Annotated in this window: 25 protein-coding genes; 10 read left to right on the forward strand and 15 right to left on the reverse strand. The window is 60.1% G+C overall.

Annotated elements, in window-relative coordinates:
* Nucleotides 1-26 precede the first annotated feature (26 nt).
* Complete coding sequence (locus V9G17_18630) at nt 27-1361, reverse strand: HD domain-containing phosphohydrolase (GenBank protein ID MEI2754612.1); 1335 nt, start codon at nt 1359-1361, stop codon at nt 27-29.
* 273 nt (nt 1362-1634) lie between these two features.
* Here V9G17_18630 and V9G17_18635 point away from each other — a divergent pair, with 273 nt between their 5' ends.
* The 3 genes from V9G17_18635 (at nt 1635) to clpX (ending at nt 4683) form a co-directional block, all read left to right on the forward strand.
* The gene (locus V9G17_18635; GenBank protein MEI2754613.1) at nt 1635-2444 is read left to right on the forward strand and encodes a cyclase family protein; all 810 of its coding nucleotides are present in this window, start codon (nt 1635-1637) and stop codon (nt 2442-2444) included.
* Nucleotides 2445-2607: 163 nt separating this feature from the next.
* On the forward strand, nt 2608-3180 hold the full coding sequence (locus V9G17_18640) for a DsbA family protein (GenBank protein ID MEI2754614.1): 573 nt from the start codon (nt 2608-2610) through the stop codon (nt 3178-3180).
* Nucleotides 3181-3399: 219 nt separating this feature from the next.
* Nucleotides 3400-4683, forward strand: a complete 1284-nt coding sequence (clpX, locus tag V9G17_18645; protein MEI2754615.1) for an ATP-dependent Clp protease ATP-binding subunit ClpX — start codon at nt 3400-3402, stop codon at nt 4681-4683.
* A gap of 153 nt (nt 4684-4836) precedes the next feature.
* Here the strand turns inward: clpX and V9G17_18650 are convergent, their stop codons facing one another.
* From V9G17_18650 to V9G17_18685, 8 genes are all read right to left on the reverse strand, one after another.
* Entirely contained in the window at nt 4837-5007 is a 171-nt protein-coding gene (locus V9G17_18650; GenBank protein ID MEI2754616.1) for a hypothetical protein, read from the reverse strand.
* 765 nt (nt 5008-5772) lie between these two features.
* Nucleotides 5773-6183, reverse strand: coding sequence for a hypothetical protein (locus tag V9G17_18655; protein ID MEI2754617.1), 411 nt, complete (start codon nt 6181-6183; stop codon nt 5773-5775).
* Between the two features lie 80 nt (nt 6184-6263).
* The gene (locus tag V9G17_18660) at nt 6264-7430 is read right to left on the reverse strand and encodes a hypothetical protein (protein ID MEI2754618.1); all 1167 of its coding nucleotides are present in this window, start codon (nt 7428-7430) and stop codon (nt 6264-6266) included.
* A 122-nt stretch (nt 7431-7552) separates the two neighbouring features.
* Complete coding sequence (msrB, locus tag V9G17_18665) at nt 7553-7972, reverse strand: peptide-methionine (R)-S-oxide reductase MsrB (GenBank protein ID MEI2754619.1); 420 nt, start codon at nt 7970-7972, stop codon at nt 7553-7555.
* Nucleotides 7973-8166: 194 nt separating this feature from the next.
* On the reverse strand, nt 8167-10563 hold the full coding sequence (lon, locus tag V9G17_18670; GenBank protein ID MEI2754620.1) for an endopeptidase La: 2397 nt from the start codon (nt 10561-10563) through the stop codon (nt 8167-8169).
* 258 nt (nt 10564-10821) lie between these two features.
* Entirely contained in the window at nt 10822-12804 is a 1983-nt protein-coding gene (locus V9G17_18675; protein MEI2754621.1) for a hypothetical protein, read from the reverse strand.
* A gap of 165 nt (nt 12805-12969) precedes the next feature.
* Entirely contained in the window at nt 12970-14496 is a 1527-nt protein-coding gene (locus V9G17_18680) for a trehalose-6-phosphate synthase (GenBank protein MEI2754622.1), read from the reverse strand.
* A gap of 309 nt (nt 14497-14805) precedes the next feature.
* Nucleotides 14806-15975, reverse strand: coding sequence for a THUMP domain-containing protein (locus tag V9G17_18685; protein ID MEI2754623.1), 1170 nt, complete (start codon nt 15973-15975; stop codon nt 14806-14808).
* 34 nt (nt 15976-16009) lie between these two features.
* On the opposite strand from V9G17_18685, the gene V9G17_18690 reads away from it, so the two are divergent.
* Entirely contained in the window at nt 16010-16552 is a 543-nt protein-coding gene (locus V9G17_18690; protein MEI2754624.1) for an NUDIX hydrolase, read from the forward strand.
* Nucleotides 16553-16768: 216 nt separating this feature from the next.
* On the opposite strand, the gene V9G17_18695 is transcribed toward V9G17_18690, so the two are convergent.
* From V9G17_18695 to V9G17_18715, 5 genes are all read right to left on the reverse strand, one after another.
* The gene (locus V9G17_18695) at nt 16769-17077 is read right to left on the reverse strand and encodes a hypothetical protein (protein ID MEI2754625.1); all 309 of its coding nucleotides are present in this window, start codon (nt 17075-17077) and stop codon (nt 16769-16771) included.
* 2 nt (nt 17078-17079) lie between these two features.
* A complete protein-coding gene (locus V9G17_18700; protein ID MEI2754626.1) occupies nt 17080-17355 on the reverse strand; it encodes a type II toxin-antitoxin system RelE/ParE family toxin in 276 nt (91 codons plus the stop codon).
* 1 nt (nt 17356) lies between these two features.
* The gene (locus V9G17_18705) at nt 17357-17575 is read right to left on the reverse strand and encodes a hypothetical protein (GenBank protein MEI2754627.1); all 219 of its coding nucleotides are present in this window, start codon (nt 17573-17575) and stop codon (nt 17357-17359) included.
* Between the two features lie 150 nt (nt 17576-17725).
* Complete coding sequence (locus V9G17_18710; protein ID MEI2754628.1) at nt 17726-18310, reverse strand: sigma-70 family RNA polymerase sigma factor; 585 nt, start codon at nt 18308-18310, stop codon at nt 17726-17728.
* 90 nt (nt 18311-18400) lie between these two features.
* A complete protein-coding gene (locus V9G17_18715) occupies nt 18401-18655 on the reverse strand; it encodes a hypothetical protein (GenBank protein MEI2754629.1) in 255 nt (84 codons plus the stop codon).
* 118 nt (nt 18656-18773) lie between these two features.
* Here V9G17_18715 and V9G17_18720 point away from each other — a divergent pair, with 118 nt between their 5' ends.
* From V9G17_18720 to V9G17_18745, 6 genes are all read left to right on the forward strand, one after another.
* Nucleotides 18774-18899 (forward strand): hypothetical protein, encoded by a 126-nt coding sequence (locus V9G17_18720; protein MEI2754630.1) that lies wholly within the window; start codon nt 18774-18776, stop codon nt 18897-18899.
* Nucleotides 18896-19255 carry a type II toxin-antitoxin system RelE/ParE family toxin gene (locus V9G17_18725; protein MEI2754631.1) on the forward strand — a complete coding sequence of 120 codons (360 nt, stop codon included), beginning with the start codon at nt 18896-18898 and terminating at the stop codon, nt 19253-19255. The genes V9G17_18720 and V9G17_18725 overlap by 4 nt, the downstream gene beginning before the upstream one ends.
* Nucleotides 19252-19638, forward strand: a complete 387-nt coding sequence (locus tag V9G17_18730) for a helix-turn-helix transcriptional regulator (protein ID MEI2754632.1) — start codon at nt 19252-19254, stop codon at nt 19636-19638. Before V9G17_18725 ends, V9G17_18730 begins: the two co-directional genes overlap by 4 nt.
* A gap of 84 nt (nt 19639-19722) precedes the next feature.
* Nucleotides 19723-20982 carry a DNA repair exonuclease gene (locus V9G17_18735; protein ID MEI2754633.1) on the forward strand — a complete coding sequence of 420 codons (1260 nt, stop codon included), beginning with the start codon at nt 19723-19725 and terminating at the stop codon, nt 20980-20982.
* The gene (locus tag V9G17_18740) at nt 20979-24509 is read left to right on the forward strand and encodes an AAA family ATPase (GenBank protein MEI2754634.1); all 3531 of its coding nucleotides are present in this window, start codon (nt 20979-20981) and stop codon (nt 24507-24509) included. The genes V9G17_18735 and V9G17_18740 overlap by 4 nt, the downstream gene beginning before the upstream one ends.
* An 82-nt stretch (nt 24510-24591) precedes the next feature.
* On the forward strand, nt 24592-25311 hold the full coding sequence (locus V9G17_18745) for an SDR family oxidoreductase (GenBank protein ID MEI2754635.1): 720 nt from the start codon (nt 24592-24594) through the stop codon (nt 25309-25311).
* A 97-nt stretch (nt 25312-25408) separates the two neighbouring features.
* Here V9G17_18745 and V9G17_18750 read toward each other — a convergent pair whose 3' ends face one another.
* On the reverse strand, nt 25409-26026 hold the full coding sequence (locus tag V9G17_18750; GenBank protein MEI2754636.1) for an acetate uptake transporter: 618 nt from the start codon (nt 26024-26026) through the stop codon (nt 25409-25411).
* Nucleotides 26027-26516 lie beyond the last annotated feature (490 nt).

Genomic DNA, 26516 nt, shown 5'->3' on the forward strand with positions numbered 1-26516 from the left:
CGTGGGGTCCTGCACGGCCTGTCTGCTTAGGTTGATTGGATGGTTGATTGAATGACGTAGCCGGTCCACCGCTTGATGCGGAAGTATCGAAGTACCGGTTGAGGCAATTGGTCTCGTGGTACGGCCTGAAGAATGCTGAGGTCGGCTTGTTCGCGAAGGTCGACGATATGAGGCTGTTCAGGCGAGGCGTCCCGGTCGTACAGCAGCACGAGGGGCTTGAGCCGGTGTTTGAAGTTGATGTTGAGCACCACGCCGAAGGAGCCGTCGGACAACACCACCACCGTGCCGGGCGGATAGATACCGAGCGTATGAATCATGGCCACCACGACTTCCGAGGAGAAGAGTTGCTTTTGATATCTGTACATCGTCGCGAGGGCTTCGGCGGGCGACAGTGCTTCTTCGGGATGAAGGCTATTGACGAGGGTGTCGTAATGGTCCACGGCGCTGACGATTCTCGTCGGCAGCGAGATTTGATCTCCTTTGAGCTTTTCTGGGTAGCCGGATCCATCCAATCGCTCGTGGTGACTACGAATGACGTCCAGCACTTCTTCGGGAAATCCGGTGAAGTGTCGAAGTAGTTCCACGCTATGGTACGGATGCATCTGGTATTTGACGTTTTCCACCTCGGACCGACGCCCCCGAGCTGCCAAGATGTGGCGTGGGATACGCTGTTCTCCAACGTCGAGCAAGAGTCCTGCCATTCCAATCAGCTGGAGTGCCTCCTGGTCGATATCGAAATGTTGCGCCACCATCATGGACAGTGTCGCGACATTCAGGGCATGGAGGACGTTTGCATCGCCGATATCTTCCGGGTCAAAGGCGCTGGCGATAGTGCCGGCGGCTTCCGTATTGGTGAGCAGGGTACTGAGCCCGCCGATCATGAGCTGTGCCGAGCGTAATCCCTCCTGCGATCCTCCCCCAAGGTCCTTCATCATCTGCGAACTGCGGCTCAGCATCTGCCGATAGGCTTCGGAAGCCAATTCCACTGCCTGGTGGTAGTCTCCGTGGGATGGCGGTTCGCTCTCGGGTAGAGGAGTCTCGTGGTCGGCTGCCTCGTCCGTCGTCGTGACTGAACCTTCCGTCTCGGCCGGAGAAGGCTCCTGGGGACACTCATCGGTGACCGTCTCAGTCTCTGCATCCGAGTCCTGTGGATAGACCAGCACAGTGGCTAAGCCGAGACCTCGGATAGTGGCAATTTGGCTCTGGGAGGTGAGTTTAAAGGAGCGTCGCGGGAAGGGGTGCTTAAACCAGGAACAGTTGAGGTCGACATACATCCCCAGCCGGAGGTGTTCCGGGCGGAGGGTGAGGATGTCGGCCTTGTCGAATTTGGGTGACTCGTCAGTTGGGCGAGGTAAGGCCATGGCTCTGTTAGTGGTGCGCAAACGGCCGGTCTGTGGATAAGGATGTCAGGCTCTGGACTGTATCGGGCGAAGCGCGAGGAAACTTGAAGGTGCCGTGGCAAACGAGGTGCCTCGGGCAGGCTGAACGGCAGTTCAGCTTGAATCCTTCGGCATCTTCCCTTCTTCATAGTTGCACTGTTTGAGGATGAGAGGGTACCGTATTTCCACCCGATTCGAGAGGCTGGGGCCTTCTGACCGGGTTCTCGTATGAGTCGAATTCTTGGAGAAGGGAGCATGGCGCCGAACCAACAAGCTAATCCGCCGGTGATGCGAGTTCTGGTAGCGGGCTGGTGGGTCCTGGTGATGGTGTTGAGCGGTTGGAGTGACGCCCAGGCTGCCCAACGGTTCGTGGATATGACCTACCCCTTCGATGAGACCACTCAGGTCTGGCCTGCCAATCCTCCCTTTCATCGTGAGTCGACAGCACGGGGAGGGACGCCCACCGAAAAATGGTACGCCACAGGGCAGGTGGCGTTGTCCGAACATGCCGGAACACACATGGATGCGCCCGTTCATTTTGCGGAGGGGCAAGCGGGGATCGACGGTATTCCGGTCGACCGATTGGTCGGCCCTGCCGTGGTCATCGACGTACGCGCTGCGGTGAAGGGCGATCGCGACTATCGTGTCTCCCTGTCGGATATTCATCGCTGGGAGTCTGCGCACCAGCCGATTCCAGCGGGGGCAATCGTGATGCTATTGACCGGCTGGGGGGCGTACTGGACGGATCGTGAACGGTATTTCGGTAGCGCGACGCCGGAGCTGCCGACGACGTTGCATTTTCCTGGCTTCTCGCAAGAAGTCGCGGAGTTTCTCGTGTCGGAACGGCACATCTCCGGAATTGGAATCGATACAGCCAGCATCGATTATGGGCCTTCCCAGGATTTTGTCGTGCACCGGATTGTGAACGGAGCCGGTCTCTATGGACTCGAGAATGTGGCGCGGCTGGACGAGGTGCCTGCGTCGGGGGCCACGATCATGGCTCTCCCGATGAAAATTGCGGGTGGGACGGGGGCACCGGTTCGAATCATTGCGATTCTGCCTTAGCCCGGCGAGGCTGTTCTCGTTCGGCTTCCTCGACGGACCGCGAGTACACCTGCGTCGGCCTTACGTGCGAGCAGCCTCGGCGGGCTTCCGCCTCGAACGCCTCGCGACGGCAGTCATGAATAATCCTGACTTCTTTGGTTTTCAATCATCTGGTGGAATTGAAATGAACAAATGCCGGCTCTACAGCGATTTTAACTGCCCCTTTTGTTACGCGATGCACGAGCGTCTCCATGTATTGGGCGTCATGGATCGAATTGCCTGGCAGGGAGTTCAGCATGCGCCGCATCTGCCGATCCCAATGGCTGGTTGGGCAGGGCATCTTGGCGCTGAATTGAACCAGGAGGTGCAGATGGTCCGTCGGCTGGCGCCCGGGTTGCCGATCGTGGTGCCGCTGGGGAAACCCAATACGGGGCGGGCGATTGCTGCGTCCGCGCGTGCGCTTCGTGCCGACCCGCTTCGGGGAGGGGCGTTTGTACGTTCGTTGTATCGCGCGTTCTGGCTGGACGGACAGGATCTCTCCGATGATGCGGTGTTGCAGCGGGAGGCCGAACGTCAGGGATTGGCCTCCTCGCAGATCGTCGGCGCACAGGCCGGCACCGTCGATGCGATCTTGCGGGCCTGGAATACACAGTGGGCTGAAGCGGATCATCAAGGCGTGCCGCTTCTTCAACGCACTGACGTAACCCTGCTCGTCGGACTGATGCCGGTGGACGTTATCGAACGATTTCTCTCCTGAGGGGGAACGCGTCGTTCTGCCTGCCTTCCCCTGATGATCGATGGATTCACCTCGCTGCCCGCCTCGGAGGGGGTTCCTCCCATAATCTTTCGTCTGAATCGTTCGTCTGCCCTTGTGGGAGTCCAGTCAACCTGCGCCTCGCTTGCAGTTCAGTCTGGCTGAGGCATAAGATACCGCATCGCCTCGCTCGTTCACCTGGCAAGCACGGAGGCAAGCGCTGTGTTCTGGGACAAGCGGGATCCTTCCCCCAAACCAGAACGTCTCTGTTCGTTTTGCGGCAAACGTCAAGACGCAGCGCGATCTCTTATTGCCAGTCCTGAGCCGCATCACTGCCACTCGTGCCACATCCCGTCTCCGTTGCTGATCTGTGAGGAATGCATTCAGCGCTGCTCCCTGTCCTTATCCAAGGGCAAGAATGGCGGTGAGCGGAGCTCCTCCTCGTCCCTGCCGCTCGTGATCCCCAAGCCGACCGACATCAAGGCGATACTCGATCACTATGTGATCGGGCAGGATCGCGCCAAGAAAGTGCTCTCCGTCGCGGTCCACAATCACTACAAACGGATTCTGAATCGGGAACGGCTGAAACACGTCGATCTTCAAAAGGGCAACATCCTGATGATTGGATCGACCGGTACCGGGAAAACGCTCCTGTCCCAGACGTTGGCCCGTATTCTTCATGTGCCCTTTACCATTGCGGATGCGACGGCGCTGACCGAAGCTGGTTACGTGGGTGAAGATGTCGAGAACGTCGTGCTCAAGCTGCTTCAGAACTGTGAGTATGATGTTGCGCGCGCCGAGACTGGTATCATCTATATCGATGAAATCGACAAGATCAGCCGCAAGTCTCAGAATCCGTCATTGACGCGGGATGTGTCTGGCGAGGGGGTGCAGCAGGCACTTCTGAAGCTGGTGGAAGGGACGATCTGCAATGTGCCGCCGAAAGGCGGGCGAAAGCATCCCGAGCAAGACTATATTCGCGTGGATACGACAAACATTCTGTTCATTGCCGGTGGAGCGTTCGTTGGGTTGGATCAGATTATCGCCCAACGGACGATCCCAAAGCGGATGGGGTTCGGTGCGACCAATCCCGCAAGCGGGATCGACGGCCACACCGGCCTGTTGCGTGACGTAGAGCCCGAGGATCTGTTCAAATTCGGACTCATTCCAGAGTTTGTGGGCCGATTCCCGGTGCTGACCACCCTGTCGGATTTGGACGTACCTGCGCTCATTCGCATCTTGACCGAGCCGCGCAACGCGCTGGTGAAGCAGTATCAAGCCCTCTTTGAGCTCGACGGGGTTGAGCTTCAGTTTACCGATTCCGCGATCAAGGCCGCGGCCCGCCGCGCGGCTGTGATGAAAATCGGCGCGCGAGCGCTACGTACGATCCTGGAAGAGGTGATGTTAGACCTCATGTACGATGTGCCGGCCTTGAACGGGGTGAAATCCGTGGTGATTACGGAAGAGGCCATCGCCGGCATCGGGCCGCCGCAAATTCTTACCTGACACGCGAGACCACAACACACACCATCCGCCGGCCGCAGGGCGTTTTCTCGTCCTTGAGCGGAACGTGGACAAACCGTACGGCTCCCTCCACGTCTCACGTGCCGAAGCGACGTGAAACGTGTGGGTGCGCATGTGCCAGGAAGCAATCCACAATTAGGCTGCGTGCCTGGTTCGCCTGTCGTGTGCAACGGTGTCGAAGGAACGAGCGCCATCAGGAGACGCGGCATTCCGCCGCTTCTCAGACTCACTCTCCCCCGCCATCGACCAAGCCAGCAGCCATACCAGCGCAATCATTGTTCCGAGACCGATGATCTCGACGACCATACGCCACCTCCGTTGACTGAACCACGAGATTCGTGGGCTCATCAACCGGCACCTATGCGGCTTGACGAGAACCTGTAGGCGCCTGCCTGATGGCCTCGTTCGGCTCTCCGACGCTTCCGTTTGGTGCCTTGTGCGACTTGTTCGAACCGGAGTAGGTGATGTCTATGCAGACGAACAGGGTCGCCACCATTGCCAAGAGACCTATGACGATTCCCCAATATACTTCTGACATAAGCCACGCTCTCGCGCGAACCGCGCGAGTCCTTCTTCCCATGCGCCGTCATACCGCCATGCGATATGCCTCCTCGGCTTTTCCGCACTGCATGTCGATTGGATGATTGCTGGAAATGACATCACGCCCTTCTTTCAACGTAGGGCAACCAGACCGGTGCCGGCCCACGCTCTCGAGGTGTTGCTCACGTCAGCTGGAACGGGTTTCGGCGGTTACAGTCGGCCACATGCCCTACATGTTGGCTGACGGCGATCGGGTGAGGACGGAAGGTGTAGGGAGCCCTCCCTGCGGGCGCAAGCACACCAGAAGAAGGCAACGCCGCTCTATTGCTGGAAAGAATTCGTTTGGGGAGGAGGCCACACCTGCCAGACACGCCCCGTTGGATTTGTGCTCCACGGAAGATCATGGCAACCACCTCCAGAATGAGGCGGGTCGTGAACCAATTTTTATTCTATGCCCCGATGACGCACCGGTCAAGATCGAGCATGACAAGCACTTGTCGAGAAAGAGGGACGAATGATCCGATGGACTTCTTAGATGACGTCGTCAGTCACTGAGGGGAGGGGGCGTGACGGATGCTTGGACGATTTGAATCGGAGGGTGAACTCTTGTTGCTCGGCGTCGGGCGAGAGGCCGAATGATCCTTCGGCACTCAGGTGTTCCTCCGAACGTGATTTGCCTTGGGGAAACAGTTTGAGTCGGAACTGGCCCGCTCGTGCCTGTGTGTCACCGTCCTCAGGTAGACGTCCTTCGAACTCGATGTATTCCTGCAACGCGGCGACGGCGTGGTCGTACAGGCTGCGCAGGAGACGGTCGGGGGCAGTCTGGTCGAATGATTCAACCACGTGTGGGGTGCGTGGTGCGTCGCTGGGCCCTGCATGCCCCTCCGCAGCCGAGAGCAGCGGTGCGGTGCAGAACAGCGCGACAATGAGCCAGTGTGCCATGCCTCAGTCTAGCGGGCTGAAAAAAATGAGTCAAGTTGAACGGGCGCGAGCGGCGTCGCTGGTAAGGTCAATCAAGTACGTTAACAGCGCGACAGCAGTTTCTCATTCCGATTCCACTGCGAAACCGTGCCGCCGTTGTCGGTGAGCTCAAGTTTGTCGTTCGCCAATACTCGTATCGTGAGTGGAGGAGTCTTGCTCTGAGGGATGGTGAGGCGGAGCTGGTTCGGTTCCTTTTCAATCCGACCCGACTGCGATGTGGCTTTGTAGAAGTCCGAGACATTGGCTGCGGTGATCGTCCAGACAAACTCTTCCTGCCGATCGACGAATTTGGCCGACCCTTCCCAGGTCCCGACGAGGGAGGGCTCGACCGGGGGAAGCCGCTTCACGGCGACCTTGTGTGGGGCGGGTGTGAAGGCGCGCCAGAGGAGAGGGTCGAATTTGTTCGGCACCTGATTCTTGGGAAGTTTGTCCCAGGTCACGCTCAGGATTCCGGTCGTTGAGAAGCGCTCATTTCCAGCCAGTCGATAGGTTCCGTGGAGAATCTCTTGATAGGATTCAGCCTGCCAGTGTCCCCGGTCTGCGGTGACGGTGCCCGGCATCAACACGGCCGTCGTCAGAGACCAGGTGCCGCCGTCGCTCAGCGCAAGATGGCCTTTCCCATACATCAATCCGACGGGCGGGCAGCCATACCAGTCACCGGCCCATTGGGACGAAGCGGCAGGGAGGCCCGGTTCTGGTGACGCCGCGGAAGCGGTGTGGAGAGGGCTCCCAAGCCTGGTTGCCGCGACCTTGGCCAGGTTGGTGACGGCTGCCTGCGCCTGTGGTTCCTTCGAGGGCGAGAGCGACAGAGTGACGAGTGCGTCGGCTTTCAGAAACGTCAGCTGAATCCCGCCGATCGGCGAGCGCAGGGTGAAGGCGCCGTCGCCGACTCCGGGGACCGGCTGGTGACCGGCCTTCGAGCGCTGATCGTGGAACAGGCTTTTTTTGTCCCCGTCGGGACCGGGGTTGAGTTCAACGGTCACAGTTTCTTGCGGATTACGTTTGGCCTGATAGAGGCATTGGCGATCATTCTGGCGCAGGCCCGGGGTGACCGGGGTGCCGATGGCCAATTCAACCTCGGCTTCGGTGACGATCAAGCAGGCGTTGAGATTGGATGTGAGGACGTCGGAGGACTGTGAACAACCGAGCATGGCCGTCCAGGCCAGGAACAGACCTAAGTGCGGTCGCATCAACGAAAAGTACGCCATAGCATGGGCAGTCTAGGAGGGTTCAGCGGCAAATTGCAAGGTGCGCCGCCAGTCTCCGGTGATGACGCTGCGGTAGTTGCCGTGGCCGAGTTGCGTCACGCGTCGGGTAGGCGTGATTGCACTCAGGCTGGAATAAACTTCAAGGAGACGCCGTTGATGCAGTAACGGAGGCCGGTGGGTTTAGGCCCGTCATCGAAGACGTGTCCTTGATGGCCGCCGCATCGGGCGCAGTGGACCTCGACCCGGGTCATGAAGAATTTGGTATCGGTTCGCTTCTCCACCACCTTGGCGTCGATCGGTTGCCAGAAGCTGGGCCAGCCGGTTCCGCTGTCGAACTTATGTTCGGAGGAATAGGCGGGTAGGTCACAGCCGGCGCAGTAATAGGTGCCGGCCTGATGATTCTCGTGGAGCGGACTCGTAAACGCCCGCTCGGTATCTTCATGGCGCAGGACCTGATAGGCCGCGGGCGTCAGCAGTTTTTTCCATTCATCGTCGGTCTTGGTCACTTTTATGATGTCTCCGACTTCAATTTTGGGAGGCATAGGGCATCTCCTTGGTTCTCTTGTCTCTGTAGACCCATGTGCGGAAGGGAGTGTTCAGTCAGGTACTCAAGCAATCCTTACATAGGACACGACGGAAGGGCAAGGCTGGTAGATGGGTGTTTGAGGAAGTGAGTGGTGGCGAGGGCCGGGGGATTGAAGAATGGGCCCCGGCTGTTCAGCCGGGGCCCGGGATCTTACGAGGCCGTGGAGGTGGCCAAGGGTTCGCCCCGTTCGGGCGAGGGTGGTGTATCTTGGTTGAAGGCCGCCGGGAGAACCTGCTCGATTCGTTCCACCGGAATGACCGTGAGTTCATCGCGCACTTCCTGCGGGACTTCTTTCAAGTCCTTCTCGTTGGCCTTCGGCAGAATGATTCTCCGGAGGCCGGCGCGATGCGCGGCCAGGACCTTCTCCTTGATTCCGCCGACCGGCAGTACCAACCCGGTCAGGCTGATCTCTCCCGTCATTGCCGTGTCGCTACGCACCGGCTTGCCGACATAGGCCGAAGCCAGCGCGGTCGCCATGGTGATTCCGGCCGAAGGGCCGTCTTTGGGAATGGCGCCCGACGGGACGTGGATATGCACCCCGTTGCGTTTGAAGCGCGAGATGTCCAGCCCCATGCTCTCGGCATGCGACCAGAGGTAGCTGCGCGCCGCGCGTGCCGACTCCTGCATGACATCACCGAGTTGTCCCGTCAGCGTCAGTTCGTGGCTGCCGGGCAGCAGAGTTGTCTCGATATACAACACGTCACCGCCTGTTGGAGTCCACGCGAGACCGGTGGCGACTCCGGCCGGGAGATTCTTTCGCGCCTCTTCCGGCTGGAACCGTTCCTGTCCGAGCCACTCGTCCAAGAGCGATTGTGTGATGTCCACGGGGCTCGTCGGCGCATCAGCCGGCCGATCCGCGAAGGTCACGGCGACCTTTCTCGTAATGCGGCCGAGCATCTGTTCCAGTTGCCGTACTCCCGATTCTCTGGTGTAGCGACCGATGATCTGGTCGAGCACGGCTTCTGGAAGATTCACCTCTTCGGCTCGCAGCCCTGCCTCCTTCAGTCGTCTCGGCCAGAGGTACCGCAGGGCAATTTCCCGTTTCTCCCGCTCGCTATATCCGTTCAGCCGAATGATTTCCATCCGGTCGAGCAGGGGTTGCGACAGCGTCTCCAGCGTATTCGCTGTCGTGATGAAGAATACTTTCGAAAGATCGAACGGCAAATCGAGATAGTGGTCCCGGAACGTGTGGTTCTGCGCAGGATCCAGGATCTCCAGCAAGGCCGATGCAGGATCGCCTCGGAAATCATGTCCGAGTTTATCGACTTCGTCCAGCATGATCACCGGATTGTTCACGCCGGCTCGCCGCACCGCCTGAATGATTCGGCCGGGTAGGGCCCCGACATAGGTGCGGCGGTGGCCGCGCAATTCGCCTTCGTCATGCAACCCGCCGAGGCTGAAGCGTTCGAAGGTCCGTCCCATGGACTTGGCGATGGACTGTCCCAAACTGGTTTTTCCTACCCCGGGAGGGCCGACGAGGCAGAGGATCGGCGCCTTGGCCGACGGATTGAGTTTCAAGACCGCCAGGTGCTCCACGATGCGTTCCTTCACTTCTTTGATGCCGTAGTGGTCCTCGTTCAACACCTTGCGGACGTGCGCGAGATCGAGTCCTTCTTCCGAGGACTTGTTCCACGGCAATTCGAGCACCAGCTCCAGATAACTCCGGATCACTTGATGCTCGGGCGATGCGCTCGGCGTCTTGGCGAGGCGCGCCAATTCACGGTCCGTCTCTTTCCGGACCTGTTCCGGGAGATTGGCTTCTTGAATCTTTGCTCTCAGCGCGCCGACTTCATCTTCTTCCCCGTTTCCTTCGCCCAGCTCCTGCTGAATCGTCTTGAGCTGCTCGCGGAGGAGATATTCCCGCTGGGTCTTGCCGAGTTTCTCCCTGGCTTCGCTGGTGATTTTGTCGCGCAACTGAAGAATCTGGATTTCGCGCGACAGCGCCGCATAAAGCCCGCGGAGCAGATCGGCTCGGGTGGAGGCCGCAAGCAACTGCTGCTCACCGTCCAACGTAAGATTCAACAACGATGCGATGCGATAGGCCAACACCACGGGATCTTCTTCCGTACCCAGGGCTGCCACCGCTTCATGTACGCCGGGAGTCTGGATCAGTTTCGGCAGTTCGGTAATGATGTCCAGAATGGCCCGATGCAGTGCCTCGACTTCTGTGCTCTGCTCGCTTGGCGGAGCCAGCTGTTTTACGCGGGCCTGCAGATACGGATCCATTTGGTCGAGCTTCAGCAGCACGAAGCGCTCCAGCCCTTGAATCAAAATATTGTAGTGCCCCTCAGGCGTGCGGGCGGTCTGTTTGATGACAGCCTTGGTCCCGATGGGATAGAGATCTTCCAGGGTCGGCTGATCGGTTTGCGCATCCCGCTGAGCGACCACGAGGAGCGTTTTATCCTCGGTCTTCAGCGCCGCCTCGACTGCGGCGATCGAGCGGTCCCGGCCGACGGTCAAGGGCATCATGGTACCGGGGAACAACACGGTCCGCTTCAGGGGCAGCACGGGCAAATGCTTGAGTATCGGGATATTCGAATCGTTCATAGTATCCTCCGCTGTGCTCGGATGGTCATCGAGTGAGAGCCGCGTGATGGGTACCGAAGACACGGTCACGCTCGTTCTTACCGGTTAAGATAGCCACAAGACGGAATGAGTCAAGCGCAGGCTTTGAGAGGAGAGCAAATGGCTAATAGCGTATAGCCAAGCGGAGGCGCGGCGACCGGAATGAGAGACTCTCTACGATTTAGTCTCCTAGTTCAGCTATGAGCTATTCGCTATAAGCTCCTGCTCCCCACCATTCTACTACCGGTCGATGAAGAGGCTGCTCTGGTTTTCAATGAACGTTTTCCCATTGAGGCGTTCCGGACGCGCACCGTTGGCGGGTGGAGGAACGGAGGAATAGTCGTCCCTCCCATCCAGATCGAAAAATGCGCCGATGCTGTGCTCCGCCCCATGGCCGAGGCCACGCTTGACGGCATATTGATCCGCGCCGCCTTCTTCGATGAACAGTCCCCATCCACCGAGGTCGCCCATTCCTAAACCCGTCGAAGCCGGCAGATCGTAAAAATCGCTGTCCATGCCGCCGTCAATAGCGAGCGCGACGCTGCCGTCCCAGGCCGCACCGCCGTTATAGAAAGGACCCTTCGAGCCATATCGGTCTTTACCCTCGTAATCGATGGTCAGGCCCACTCCGAAGTGTGCAGCGGTGCCGTGGCCGTAGCGGGCGGCCTGGTGCTCATCGTCACCGGCTAGATCCAGCTTCACCCCGAGGCCGAAAAAGTACCCGTGGCCTTGGGCAAAGTTGGCGCTGCGATACCGGTCTTGACCATCCAGATCGATGAAGAGGCCCCATCCGCCGGCCAGACTATGCGCACGGTGCGACGCCTGTTTACTGAAGACCCGCAGTCCGGATCCGGTTCCAAGTCCGAAACAATCGTATTGAAACGCAGGGTCCTGCGGGGGCGTATTGGGCACGTCGGTTTCATTGTATGCGCTGGGATAACGCCCGCCGCATTCGTAAGAATCATTTCCGGATACGTCGATCAGGGCCCCCACACCCAACGGCGCTCCGAAACCGAGGGCAAACCCGAAACTCGTATATCGATCGTCTCCCGCACGATCGAGCAAGAGACCGAACCCGCCGAACGCCGCACCCTGGGTAAATCGGCTCCCTTCGTAGATGTCCTGTCCTTCTCCATCATACAGGATGCCAAGGCCTGCGAGGCCGACTCCACCGGTGCCGGGAGCCAAATGATAGGTATCGTCGCCACTGTGGTCGATGACGATGCCGATTCCCGTCCGCCCGGTGGCCAAACCAAGAGGCGCAGGGTGATAGGTATCGTTGCCGCTCAGATCAATGACCACACTGTTCCCCAGATCGCTGTTCGAGCTCGCTCCGATGACGCCTCGGTAGGTGTCATTGCCGCCCAAGTCGATGATCAGCGCGGCGCCCTTCTCCAGGTCATAGGTGTTGGGGCCGTGGCCTCCTACGACCAACAGTCCGTAGGACGTCTGCTGTGCCAGGAACAGATCTCCGGTGATGCCGGAAACCGTGTGGGTAATCGGGGGCCGGTTGTGGAAGGCGATCTCCAGTTGTTGGAGAAATTTCCGGTTGCCGATCCGTGACAACCGCTGTGCGGCGCTGATGAGTAGAGCGTAGTCCACCTGTTGAGCGAGCACGGTTGCGTAGCGGGCGGCGGCTTCGGCTTCCGACAGGTGTGCGGGCGGGGTGACTTGTGGACTGAACTGTTCGACAAGGGGGCGGGCCTGAGAGAAGAGGAATTCACGGTCTTGCTGGGATAGGTGGCGGAGCGCTTGTTCGCGGTCTTGATAGGCATGTTCGAGCACATCAATGAGAAAGGCCAGCAGGTCCTCGCTGGCCAGTGTTACGGGAAAAGGGAGTGGCGCAAAGGACGCGCCGGCACGGTCCATCCCACCTTCCAGGATGTCGATCACGGCCGGAAGTCCCTCGACGCCGGATTCCGCCGCGCTGGCCGCCAATAGGGTGGTCTGCTCTGTTGCGGTCAGGCCGTTCCAGGGATCGGTGAGCGTGCGCAGCACCAGGTTCCGTTTGAACTTCGCCGGCTTGTTCGTTTGATCGGCCAGACTCTTGCGCACCCCTGGGAGTGTTGAATTCAGGTTATCGCGGAGGTCTGGTTCGACGATGCCTGCGAGGCGGGAAAGGAGTGCCTGTTGCTGCCGATCCACCGGTCGACCGGAGGGCTGAGTTACGGAAAAGAGCTGCGAGATGTGGGCACAGCCGCCGAAGACAAGGCAGAGGCTCATCGTGAGCAGCAGGCGCAGCAATCGGCTCGGAATGCGGAAGCGGTTTGTGTCTGCCCGGTGCTTCTCCGGAGCGCAGGGGCAAGAAGGCGACGAGGATAGGCCTTGTGGAGAGGAGGCCGTGTCGATCACAGGGCCGTTTCCCAGACGCATGGAGGTCGACACCGGTTATTCATGCGTGGCGCGGTCATCAGGTGAGAGGATGCCTGTGTCCTGCAGGCATTCGTCAGACCAGGCCCGGATGTCATGGGCTTCGAGGTAGGTCCGCATGCGATGCATGCGCTCCCGGCGTTCCTCCAAGGGCATTTCGATAGCCTGGCGGATGGCATCGGCCACCCCCTCAAGGTCGTAGGGATTGATGACCAGGGCACCGGCCATTTCCTCGGCTGCACCAGCCATGTGGCTCACCAGCAGCACCCCCTTCTCATCAACCTGGCTGGCAACATATTCCTTAGCGACCAGGTTCATGCCGTCGTAGACAGAACTCACCAGCGCCAGGTCCGCCATCCGGTAATAGGCTGTCAGGGTGTCCATGCCGATGCGGCCTTCCCGAAATTCAATCGGTCGCCAGCGGGACGCCTGAGGGCTGCCCGCGTTGGAGATACTGCTGTACCGCATGTTGATGTCGTGCACGGTCTCACGGATGACTTCCCGGTAGCGGCGATAGGCTTCCACATCGCCTCTGGTCGGCACGGCGATTTGAATGAAGGTGAATTGGCCGCGATACTGCGGGTACTGCTCGAAGAAGGCGTCGATCGCCCAGAATCGTTTGAGCAGGCCTTTGGTGTAGTCGAGCCGGTCGACGCCGAGACCGATGCGGACATCAGATTGAAAGACGTGCAGATTACGCAACACGTCTATCGCGCGTGTGACTGGCATTGTGTGGGCGCGCTCCGACCAGGCTTGGAAACTGACACTGATCGGCCGCACCACGAGTCGCGTGGTATGGCCTTTATAGTCAATGCGAAGATCGTCGCTCCGGACCTCGGCGCCCAGGAACTCCTTGGCGCATTCGACGAACGCGTGGAGAAAGTGTTGTGTCTGGAACATCACCAGGTCGCTCGCCAGCAGCGACTCCAGCAGTTCACACCGTTCAGGCAGAATGCGAAATGCGTCAGGACCGGGCCAGGGTGTGTGCCAGAAGACGGCAACCGGCTGGGTCGGGAATGAGGCCTTGATGAGCCCGGGTACCAGGGCCAGGTGAAAGTCGTGCACCCAGACAAACCCGGATTTCTTGCGCATCTCGCCAAGGACAGCTGCTGCAAAGCGCGCGTTCATGGCCTGGTAGGCATGCCAAAAGGCTTTGCGATAGACGACGCGGTCAAGGGTGAGATGGCACAGGGGCCAAAGCACTTGGTTGGCATACCCTTGGTACCCGCCCTTGATTTCAGCCGCCTCCAGCCATACGCGCCGCAGGCGGTAGGTGGGGGCGTCGGGAGGCACTTCGACGACCATGTCTTCGTCCACCACGTCGCGATCCGCTTTGCCGCTGCCCCAGGCAATCCAAGTGCCGCCGAGCCGCCGCATGACCGGATCGAGTGCCGAGACAAGACCGCCGGACGTGCGCTCCCAGATCAGACGATTCTTTACTTGCCGGTGTTCGTACGGCTCGCGGTTGGAGACAAGGATGAGGCGTGAGAGTGAGAGATCGTTCGTTGATTGCCACTCTTCAACTGGCGTGTGGGATGCGTTCATACGCCTCCGGCGACCGCCCGATGAGCGGGTAACGGGCGTGTCGTTTCATACCTTGAAAATAGGAGTCTTTTGCCACGCTGTCAAGCATGGAAGCGTGAGGCGCAAGAGCGTATGGCGAGAAGGGAAGAGCGTATGGCTGGGAACAAGAGCCTATAGCTGATGGCGTAGTGCCTATGGCTGGGAGCAGGAATTAGAGATGTGCGGCGGACCAGGGACGCGTCACTACTTGCCCTCTTGGCATACGCTATTAGCCATGAGCAGTCGCTCCTTCTCCCAAGCTATCCGCCATAAGCCATTTGCTCTTAGCGGTTATTCGCCACCAGCTCTCGGCTTTCGGAGACTGCCGGCGACCATGCGGAATTCGAAGAGGCGACATTCGATCGCGCCGTTAAAGAGGGGGACTCGGCGGGAAGGAGCCAGTCGCAGCTGGCCGGGAAGTTTTAAGTCGGCGGTGAAGATCTGTACGGTCCAGCCGCAAAAGTTCTTCTTCAGGTGATCGCCGAATTGAGGATAAAACGTGCGCAAGTTGTCCGTCTCTCCCATGCGATGCCCATAGGGCGGATTCGCCACAAGGAGTCCTGCTTCAGCCGGAGCGGGGAGTTGCAGGACATCGCCTTGCTGAAGGGTCACCGCGTCGGCGCTCCCGGCGATGGTGAGGTTGGCCTTGATCGAGGTAATCGCATGCCCGCTCTGATCGGCTGCGTGGATCAGCCCTGGCTGGACGGGAATTTCAGACGTCTTGAGTTCTGCGCGCAGGTCGTTTAATCGGCGGGCGTCAAATGATAACAGTTTCTCGAAGGCGAACTGCCGGCCGATTCCCGGCGCGATACGACGGGCCATCAAGGCGGCTTCAATGACGAAGGTGCCGCTCCCGCACATGGGATCGTAGAGCACCGTGTCCGCAGTCCACTTCGAGAGCCGCAGGATCCCGGCAGCGAGATTTTCCCTGATCGGCGCTTCGCCGGCGGATTTCCGCCAGCCCCGTTTGAAGAGCGGCTCGCCCGAGGTATCCAGGTAGAAGGTGCAGGTCGACGCATCCAAATACACCGCGATCAAGATGTCCGGCGCATGGGTATCCACCGTCGGGCGCCTGCCTCGTGCAAATTGAAAGCGATCGCAGACGGCATCCTTCACTCGCAGGGTGACAAAATCCAGACTTTTCAGCGGGCAGTGGTGCGCGCTGACCTTCACCTTGATGCGCTGTTGCGGCGTGAACCAATCCTGCCAGCGGATGGCGTTCGCCGAGTCATAGACATCGTGTTCGTCGCGATAGGACCCCTCGGCGATACGCAGGAGAATACGGCTGGCGATACGGCTCTGCAGATTCACGCGATAACAGAGGGCAAGGGTGCCGTGAAAGGCGACTCCACCGGCCGTGGTTTTTACGGCGGCGGCGCCCAGGTCGGTGAGTTCATCCGCGAGGACCGCTTCGAGTCCGCGAGGGCAGGGTGCAAAGAAGGCGTGGTTTGTGCTATCCATTTCTGTCTTTCTGTTGTCGTGATCGGGGGCCGCAATGAAGTTCTGCAGCGAGTGCGGGGCCGGGCTGTCGAAAAAAATTCCTCCCGGCGATAACCTGCCGCGGTTTGTCTGCGAGTCCTGTCAGGTCATCCATTACATCAATCCGAAACTCGTCGCCGGCTGCATTCCCGAGTGGGAGAATAAAATTCTGCTGTGCCGCCGGGCGATCGAACCACGCACCGGTCACTGGACGTTTCCTGCCGGCTTCATGGAGATCGGGGAGAGCACCGAGCAGGCCGCGATCCGTGAAACCTTTGAAGAGGCGCATGCCGACGTCGAGATTACGTCCCTGTATGCCGTCTTGAGCCTGCCCCGAATCAGCCAGGTCCACATGGTCTTTCGCGGCTCCATGCGTACCCCCGAGTTCAAACCCGGCACGGAAAGTCTGGATGTGCAACTGTTCTCGCTGGAGGACATTCCCTGGGACGATCTAGCCTTTCCTGTGATCACCGAAGCCCTCGAACGCTACGTCGCCGATGTGGCCCGCGGCACCTTCTCCATGCATTTCGGCAGCGTCTTTCCCCGGATGAAATCGTAGGCGAAAATATAAGAGCTTATGGCTTGGGAGAAAAGAGCTAATAGCTTATGGCAAGCGGCAAGGAGTCCAGAGGAGTAGAGGTTCGACGAGAGCTACTACGCCTTGTGCTCGTTTGCGATCAGCTATCGGCTCTGTTCCTTCCTGCTATACGCCATACGCTCTTCGCTGTCCGGCCATCAGCCATACGCTATCGGCTCTTGCTCCCTGCCAGCATGGCTAGTTGCTGCTGGGCATGATCAGCCCCAACTCATCCGCCGGCGGATGCACGAACGTGAATCCCCTATCTTTCTGAAAGTCTACCGTCATTCCGTTCGTGCGGTGGACGCTCGCTCGCTCCAGCGCAATCGTCAACCCTTCAATGTGTTGCACCTCATCCTCTTCCTGCGCCACAGATTCCAGGGTGATCGAGAGCGACAGGCGTTGCATATCCACGTCGCGGAGCGTAATCCGCACGACCGGATCTTCCGGATGTTCCTCGATCAGCTTGCGCAACCGTTCGATGGCGGTCCAGGTGAGATTCAACATGGTCAGGCTGGTCTGGCCGATTGCGCCGGCGCGGCGTGATGGATGTGGTGAATGTCCACGAGTTGTTCGGCGCGGTCGATCGAATAAAAAATCCGCCAGTCGCCCACGGCATATTTGTGGATGCCGGGCAGGTCGGCGGCGACCGGCTCATGGCGCAAGTTGTCGACGTTGGAGGCCAGCCACTTCGTTTTGTCGAACAAGCGTTGGGCCATCGCGGGATCCGCCACGCGCAAGTCGGTCACCACATCGGGTCGGAAAGCTAAACGAAACCAGGGCATGTCACCACCGCAGGCCGAGTTTGTCGGCCACTTCGTCGCCCGTGATGCGTTCCGTCGACGTCAGCGATTGCTTGAGGCGATCGCGAACCGATTCACCGAGGGGCGCGCCGAGATCCGGGTCACCCAGCAGCGTACGCAGCCGGTCATCGACAATGCCCTCGACCAGGTTCTTTAATTCAGCCAAGCTGAGGTTGGAGAGGGTCGTTGCGGGCTCAGTCATCGTGTCACCAAAATCATGCCAGGAGCATACGGGGCTGGTCTCGGGAATTGCAAGACAGGGGATGGGTGAAAAGAGTGGATGGCGATAGCGCAAGACAGGTGACGGCATTGGAAGAGGACTTCACACGGTGCTCAGAGTTACTGGGCAAGCTTACCCTTCGCAGTGCCCTCCGACGGCTGTTTCACAGGAACAATCCAGACAGCCATGGACGGAGCAGGTGCCGCAGGCCTGTTCGATTCTTCGACGAAGCGCCGCCCTGGCCCGATGTACGCGGACGGCCGCATTTTCGGCGGTGATGCCAGACTGCTGCGCGAGGTCTTTCAGTTTGCCTTCTTCCAGATCCACGATCCGTAGGGCTTCGCGATATTCCGGCTTGAGTGTTTCCAGCAGGCTCGACACGCATTGGCAGATCTCCTGCCGCAGCTCCGCTTCCGGCTCCTGTACATCAGGAAATTCTCGCCCCCAGGCTTCCATCGCTCGTGCGGCGGTGGAACGCTGCCGGTAGTGATCGATCACGGCGTTGCGGAGCACCCGATAGAACCAGGCGACAACTTTTTCGTCGTCCACGCCCGCTCCGCGTTCCAGTCCACGGGTAAAGGCTGCCTGCAAAATATCTTCGGCTACGGCGCGAGATTCGACACGCCGTTCCAGGAAGGCCAGGAACTCACGGTGTCCCTTCACCAGTTGCGCAATGGCCTGGGGTGAAAGTGATGTGGAGGATTTTTCAAGGTTCATGGGGAAAGCTTACCACGATGTTTTCCCGACTGTAAGGTTTCTCGGGTGCCTCCGTCAGCCTCTGTGACGACGCAATCACGCGTCGACATCTCAAAGGAGACCCATCATGGCCGACGTAAAGAAATCCACCACGCAGAAGATTGCGAAGACAACCTGTTGCGGAACCTGCGACTGTGCATCCTGTTCCTGCGGGTGCCAGGCAAATGCCTGTCGCTGCGAACAAAACAACTGCCAATGTGGTTGCCGCAAGCGAACCGCCGGACGGTAGGCCGGCTCTGTCCCGCCCGCCGGACTGTGGCGGGCGGGGGCACAGATTGCTATGGGCAAGGTCGTGTGCGTCGGCATTGTGAGGATCTCACCACTCGCGTATCATGCGGGGTTGTGCTGCGCTCATCCGGCCCGTCTGGAATTGGTACGGTGTCTGACGTCGCGGTGATCATGAAACCTCGGAATCCAATGCTTCATGCGCTTCATCTACGCCTACGATCTTCACATCGATAGTCCGTTGCGCGGCTTGGACCGGTACGGCGGTGCGCCGGTTGAGCGGGGGCTGTCCTTGACCAATAACATCAATATTGATGTTGCATGAGCATGGAATTCACGGTAGAGTTCTACGAGACTGAGTCCGGTGCTTGCCCGGTTCGGGAGTTTCTGGATGATCTCAAGTCAAACGATCCCGACGACTTCGCCGCGGTGCTGGCCGGATTGGCGAAATTGCGGAACCGGCAGTATCATCGCGAGCCACTGTCGAAAGCACTTGGTGATGGGCTGTTTGAATTGCGGCACGTCGGCAAATTGAATGCCCGGGTACTGTGGTTCTTCATGCGCCGGCACCGGATCATCGCTGTTCATGGCATTCGGAACAAAGGCCGCGCTATTCCATCCCGCGACCTGGCGACAGCGCGGGAGCGGATGCGCGAATGGTGCAAGAGGGCGCAGCTATGAAACAAACGAATTTCGACCGATATTTGAAAACGCAATTGGCCAAGCCGGACTTTGCCCGCCGGTTCAAGCAGGCAGGGCAGGCCTGGGATGTGGCGTTGCAGATCGCGGCGCTCCGTCAGCGAGCAGGGTTGTCGCAGAAGGAGTTGGCGCGACGCGTCAAGACTTCGCAGCAGCAGATTTGCCGCCTGGAGTCTCCCGGTTATGAAGGCCATTCCCTGAGTATGCTGCGCCGCGTGGCGCGAGAGCTGAGCGCCAGGGTTCGCGTCGTGATCGAGCCAGAGGAAGTCGGAGCAGCCATCGGCGTAGCCGAAACACCCGCCCTCTATCGTACCAAGCGGGCTCGGTCCGGCCGATCAGGCCGCGCCAAAACTCCACGGAACTGATCCCTGTTGGCAAGGCTGTGACACGGAGTTGGGAGACGCGATTGCGACAAACCCATTGCATCAAATTCTGGGACCTTCTTCCTCATGCGCTTCATCCACGCGTCTGATCTTCATATCGATAGTCCGTTGCGCGGCTTGGACCGGTACGACGGTGCGCCGGTTGAGCGGTTGCGTAGCGCCACCCGTAGTGCATGTGAGCGGTTGGTAGACCGGGCGCTGGCCGAGCGCGTGGATTTCATTCTGCTCGCGGGCGACATCTACGACCGGGACTGGCAGGATTTTCACACCGGCCTGTTCTTTCGCGAACAGATGGTGCGCTTGGAGCGTGCTGGCATCCGCTGTTTCATCGTGCAGGGAAATCACGATGCGCAGGGGGTGATTTCGCGTCAGTTGACCCTTCCGTCGAACGTGACGGTGTTTTCGAGCCGAGTGGCCCAGACCATCCGATTGGATGACCTGTCCGTGGCGATCCATGGCCGCAGTTTTCCGGAGCGTGAGGTCAATGAAGACCTGGTTCCGTCTTACCCTCCCCCTGTGCCGGGCTGTTTTAATATCGGCCTGCTGCATACGAGCCTGACGGGACGCGCCGGCCACGATACCTATGCGCCGACCGACCTGCCGACGCTGGTCGCCAAGGGGTACGACTATTGGGCGCTGGGTCATGTGCATGCGCGTGAAGTGCTGAACGAGCGGCCGCGCATCGTGTTTTGCGGCAATCTGCAGGGGCGTCATGCCAAGGAAACGGGCGCGAAGGGGTGCGAATTGGTCACGGTGGAAGCAGGGAGAATCGAGGCTGATTTCGTTGCGCTGGATGTCGTCCGTTGGAGTCAGTTGTCGGTGTCGCTCGATGGTGTGGATCGGTTGGAATCGCTCAACGAAACTTTCGCGCGCGCGTTGGCGCCGGTGCTGGCCGGGACGACGGATCGGCTGCATGCGGTGCGCGTGACGCTGACGGGATCGACCGAGTTGCACCGGCTGGAAGCGGCGCAGCCGGGTACCCTGGCGGCGGCGATGTATGCGGCGGCGCAAGACATCGGCACGGCGGAGATCTGGATCGAACAGGTGCGATTGGATCTTTCCACTCCGCTGGATCGTGCCCAGGCGGCGCAGCGCCAGGATGCCGTGGGCGAGTTGGTCCGCTTGGTTGACACGATTGCCGGTGACGACACGGAACTGATGCGCAAGGCACAGGTGGAATTGGGAGATCTCCTTGGGACGATGCCCGCAGAAGTGACGGCCGGTGATGTGCCGCGTCTGGACGATCTTGCGGAACTGCGCAGTCTTTTGATGGATGCGGAAGCCACGGTGCTGGCGCGCCTCTCTGCCTCCGGAGAAGAGGCATGAAACTCGCGCGCTTGCTGCTGCTCGCCTTCGGGCCCTTCACCAACAAGACATTGGATTTCTCCATCGGTTCAAGCAATTTACATGTGATTTACGGACCCAACGAAGCGGGAAAGTCGTCCGCGCTCCGGGCCATGACGGATCTGCGTTTCGGCATTCCGATGCGCAGCCCGGACGACTTCGTTCATCCGGCAGGCGAGCTGCGAATCGGCGGCATCTTCATCGATCAAGCGGGCCGACCGGTCGGACTCATCAGGCGCAAGGGACGAGGGGCGACGCTGGCGGGCCTCGATGTCCGCACGGAACAGACGGACCCTGGCGTCACGGTGGACAGCAGGCTGGAGCGGGAACTGACCGGTGGATTGGATCGTCAGGAATTCGAAGCCCTGTTCGGGTTGAACCATGCGCGGCTTCGCGAGGGCGGCGCAGTGTTGCTGCGCGGCGAAGGCGACCTGGGCTCGGCATTGTTCGAGGCAAGCGCAGGCACCGGCGGCATTGCGGCGTTGCTGGCGGCTCTAGATACCGATGCTAAAAAACTCTATAGCCCGCACGGTCGCGCGCAGAATGCGGTGATCAATGAGGCGCGTCGCCAGTTGGATGAGCAACGGAAGGTCTGGCGCGACGCGCAGACCAAACCGGCTGAATGGCAGGAGTTGAATCGCGCGCATGAAACGGCCAAGGCCGCGCTCGATGAACTGATCAAATCGCTGGAAACGTTGCGGCGACGCGAGAACGAGTTGACAGAATTGCGCACCGTCGAGCCGTTGTTGCGTGAGCACGATCGCCTGGAGGCCGCGCTCCAATCCTATGCATCGGTTCCGGATCTGTCTGAGCAGCACCGTGAGGAACGGCTGGCTGCGGAGCAGGCTTTGCAACGGGCGCAGGGTGATCTTCAGGAAGCCGAGGAGGAGCTCGCGCGCTGCGCCGTCGCGTTGGATGGCCTCGTCATCGAGCCGTTGCTGCTCGATCATGCCGACGCGATCGAGCGCCTGGTGTCCGGCGTGGAAGCCGCGGCTAGAAATCGCCACGAATACCATCAGCAGAATAGCCTCATCGCGAAGATCGAGGGCGAGTTGGTTTTGGCTGTGGCGAGGCTTGCGCCTGGCGTGGATCCTCGGGTCATTCTAGCGGCCGTGCCGTCGTCCGCAGACCGTGTGGCGCTAGAAGGGTATCTGGCCGACGTGAGCCGGTTGAGTGAGCGGCTTGAAGGGTATCGTGAGCGCGCCGATGCGTTGGACGCAGCCTTGCAACCGGATAGCGCCGTGCCCGAGATCGTTCCCGCCCCGTTGCACAGACAAGCGTTGGTGGCCGCCATACGAGCGGCGCAGGCGCAAGGGGATGTGGTCAGGCAGAAGAGCGATCTGGATCGCCGGCTTCGCGAATTGGAGGGCCGGCTCACGCTGGTGCTGTCCGAACTCGGTATGGAGTCGGAGCAGGCTGTGCGTGGAAGCCAGCCGATGCTGGACGCGCAGATAGTGCGGACCAAGCAAGATCTGGCGGATATCGAAACGCACCTCAACAAGTGGCGCGATGAATTTGAATTGGTCGGGCGCGATCTCGACGGACAACGGTTGCGTCAACGGCAGCTCGCCGCCGAAGGCGAAGTGGTGACCGCAGAGACGTTGCGCCAGGCCCGCGTCAGACGGACCGAGGAATGGGGCGCGATTCGTCGTACGTACATCGATCGGACCGGCGGGACGGACCAGTTGGCGCTGGGGTTCGACGCCGCGAAAGCCTTACCGGAGACGTTTGAAGCGACAATGGGCGAAGCCGACCGGCAGGCAGACCTGCTCCGCGCTGATACGAAACGCGCGGCCGGATTGGAAGAGTGTTCGGTGCGTATCGAGCAGATGGAAGGGCGCCGCAAAGAACTGGAAGGCGAGATGGCGGCGTTGCGCGCGCAACGCGACGACTTGCACGCGACGTGGCAGCAGCGGTTAGTGCAGGCCGGGTTGCCGAACCTGGAGCCTGAGACCCTGCGTGAATGGCAGGGGCGCCGGCAGGAGGCGCTGCAGCTGATTGAGCGAGTGACGGCTCTGCGTGCCGACCGTGACCGTGTGCTGGCTGATGCCGCCGGCTCGGTTGGAGCGATGACTGAGGGGTTGCGGGCCGTCGGCTGTTCTGTGGCCGCCACTCAGGCGGGAGAAGCAGAGAGGCTCTCCCTGCTGATCGAACAGGCTGTGCGTTGGGAACAATCGGCGACCGAAGCGGAGGCTGAAGAGCAGGCTCGACGGAAGGCAGCCCATACCCGCCGGATCGAGCGGGAGAAGGTTGCTCGGCAGGTACGCGAGACCGAGGCTGAACGGCGCCGCCATCTGGACGCCTTGCTGGCCTGGCATACGCGGCTATTTCTGGCAGGTGACGCGCCACCGGAAGCCCTGAAGTCTCGCCTCGATGAACTCGATGGACTGGCACGGCAGGCGTCGGCCTTGGCGGACGCGCAACAGCGTAAGGCGCAACTACAGGCCGTGGTCGATGACCTCATGACACAAGCCGCGCAGATAGCTGAGTTCCTCAGTGAAGGGCCCCCCACGGTGCTGGATGATTTTGCGGATCGTCTGCGCAAGCGGTTGGCTGTTTCGCGGCAACATCAGCAAGAGGGGCATGCGCTCATTCGCGACCGTACGAAGGCCCAGGACAAGAAGCGCCGGGCCGCCGCCGCGCAGGTTACGGAGGCCGCCGTTCTGGCCGGACTCTGCACGCGCGCGAGGGGCGCGACGATCGATCAGCTGCCGGAATTGGAAGAGCAGGCGGCGAAAAAACGGGAGATCCGGAAATCGCTCGCCCTCCTGCGCCGGCAACTGGCCGATGCCTCGCCTCATTCAGAAGCTGAGTTGCGGTCCCGCTTGGCGGGGCTGGATGTGCTGGCCCTGGAAAGCGAACGGGAGCGTGGTCGCGGCGAGATTCTACGGCTTGAGCAGGAACAGGAATCGGCGCAGCGGGCTGAGGAGCAGACCCGGCGGGCGTTGGAGGTGATCGACGCGTCAGATCGCGCGGCGCTGGCTCGTGAGGCGATGGAATCCGCAGCGGCCCGATACCGCTCGGCCATCAGACCCTGGGCCAGGCTTAAGCTCGCCCGGTCGTTGTTGCAGGAGGCATTAAACCGGTTTCGTGAGAGGGCGCAAGCCCCCATGGTGTCTGCCGCATCCGCCTACTTTTCACTCATGACGGGAGGCGTCTACGAACGGCTGGTGACGGACGAGCGTGGGGATAGACCGGTACTGTGTGCCCAACGGGCCGGCGGCGTGACGATTGGGATTGAGCAGATGAGCGAAGGCACAGCCGATCAACTGTACCTGGCGTTGCGTCTGGCGGCGTTGGAATTGCGACGCCCCTCACATTCGCCGATGCCGCTGGTGCTCGACGATACGCTCATCACGTCTGACGATGCGCGCGCGGGTCACATCCTGCGTGCCCTGGCGCGTTTTGCCGAGGGCAGTCAGGTCATGCTGTTCACGCATCACAGGCATCTGCTTGACGTGGCCCGCCAGACATTGAGTGAGCAGGCTTTCGTCAGTCACACCTTGTGACGTGTGGTCGCGCTTGGACGCGAGACTTTCGCGCCGGTCTGCATATGCCAGTGCCGTATCCGCACCAAAGAGGAGAAAGAAGATGGAACGTCTGAAAGGCAAGGTCGCGATTGTCACCGGTAGCAGCAGCGGGATTGGCAAAGCCATCGCGCTCCGGTTCGCGCAGGAAGGGGCGACGGTCGTCGTGGCTGCACGGCGTTTCGACAAATGTGAGAACACCGTTGCTCAGATCGAGGCGGCTGGTGGGAGCGCCTGGCCGTTCCAGGCCGACGTATCACACGAGTCGCAGGTGGAGCAATTGATCGGTGAAACAGTGCGGCGTTTCCAGCGTCTGGATATCCTGGTGAACAATGCCGGGATCTTCGGCGGGCGCCGGTTGGCCGAGACCAGCACTGAAGCCTTCGACGAAGTGATGAATACGAATGTGCGGGGGACGTTCTTCTGCTGCCGGGCGGCTTTTGCGCAGATGAAGATGCAGGGCGGCGGGACCATCCTCAACATGTCGAGCGTCGCGGGTGTGCAGGCTTGGACCGGCACGGGGACCTACAGCGCGTCAAAACACGCGATCATGGCTTTGAGCAAGGCTTTGGCGGACGAGGGACGTGCGCACCGTATTAAAGTGAGTGCGATCTGTCCCGGCGGCGTGGCTGATGATTTGGTCGATGCGTCGACGGAGGAGCGGGCCGGCAGTGACAAGATCGATCCCTTCGACATCGCCGAAACTGCGCTCTACCTGGCTTGTCTTGGTCCCCAGGCAGCCGTGCATCAGATCGTGGTGGATCGGATCGGCGCCGACTGGTAGTAGGCAGTCGCAGCGTCATACGTGCCGTGCGGGGTGTTGTTCGGCAGATGGGTGACGAACCACGTTTCACGAACGACGGACGATGAGTCCCGTGCCGCTACACGACCTTGACGATCGAATGCACAGGCTTGTGTGTGTGAAAGAGGAGCGGCGGGCCGAGCGGGAGGATGGATTTGCCCGTGAACGCCAGTGTCAGGCTGCCGACCGCATGATAGAAGGCCATCAGGCCGATGATGAGATGGCCCCATCCCGGCAAGAGTTCGCTGATGAAGTCCAGCTTGGCGAAGGTGGTGGCAAGAAATGTGAGAGTGATCACGACATGGAGGGCGCTGAGCGTCAGGTTGCGGTAGGCCGTGAGAAAGATCATGACGCCGGAAAAGACTGCGTAGACCAGATTGATTGGCGCATACAGCACCGCGTCGAATTGGAACGTGCTGCTCGCGCTGACGAGTTTCACGGTGCAGAGCGTGATCCACAGAAAACCGTACATGGTCAGCGCGGTGCCGCCGAGTTGCTCGTTATAGCGAATATCGGTAATGCCGGCTAAGAGTTGAACAATCCCGCCGAAGATCAGGGCAATCACCAGGGCTCCCACCATGTTTTTCTGCTGAATCCATCCTAGTTGGGCCACGCCCAGGGTGAGCGCACCGACTGCCAAGCCAAACAGGCCGATTGCCAGTACGTCGATTCGTCGGGATTGATTGTCTTCGTTCATCACATCGTTCCTCTTGACTAGTCGATGAGTCTTCGCGTGACCTAGGGTTATCTCTAGGGTACAGCCGCAGGATGCAAGAGCGGCACAAAAAAGGCAAGGGAAAATCCTAGGGGGGATGAGAAGAAGAGCGGTTGCCGGTGTTTTAGCTCTGGTCGGGTGTGCTCGGTTGTTTCTGCGGTGTTGCGGAGGCAAGAAATGTCCGAAGCCGCGCGGTATGCGATGGTTGGAGGGAAAGGAAGTGTATGCCGCAGGCGGTTCCATGAGTCCATCGCACGGCTGCCAGATCCACGAGAATCGGCAGTTCTTTCGGTGAAATGAGTAGTCGGAGTGAGAGATACGTATTGACGGGCAAACGGTGCGCACACTCGATACGGCAGCCTTCTATCGAGAGATCCAGGATCCTTCCTTCTCCGCTTGTGGTCGACTTCGTCGAGAGAGTCTCTCGATAGTGAACTGTCATGGTCATGTGGCGGTCGGTATCCTTATGAAA

This window comes from Nitrospira sp. (genome assembly GCA_037045225.1).
GTDB lineage: Bacteria > Nitrospirota > Nitrospiria > Nitrospirales > Nitrospiraceae > Nitrospira_A.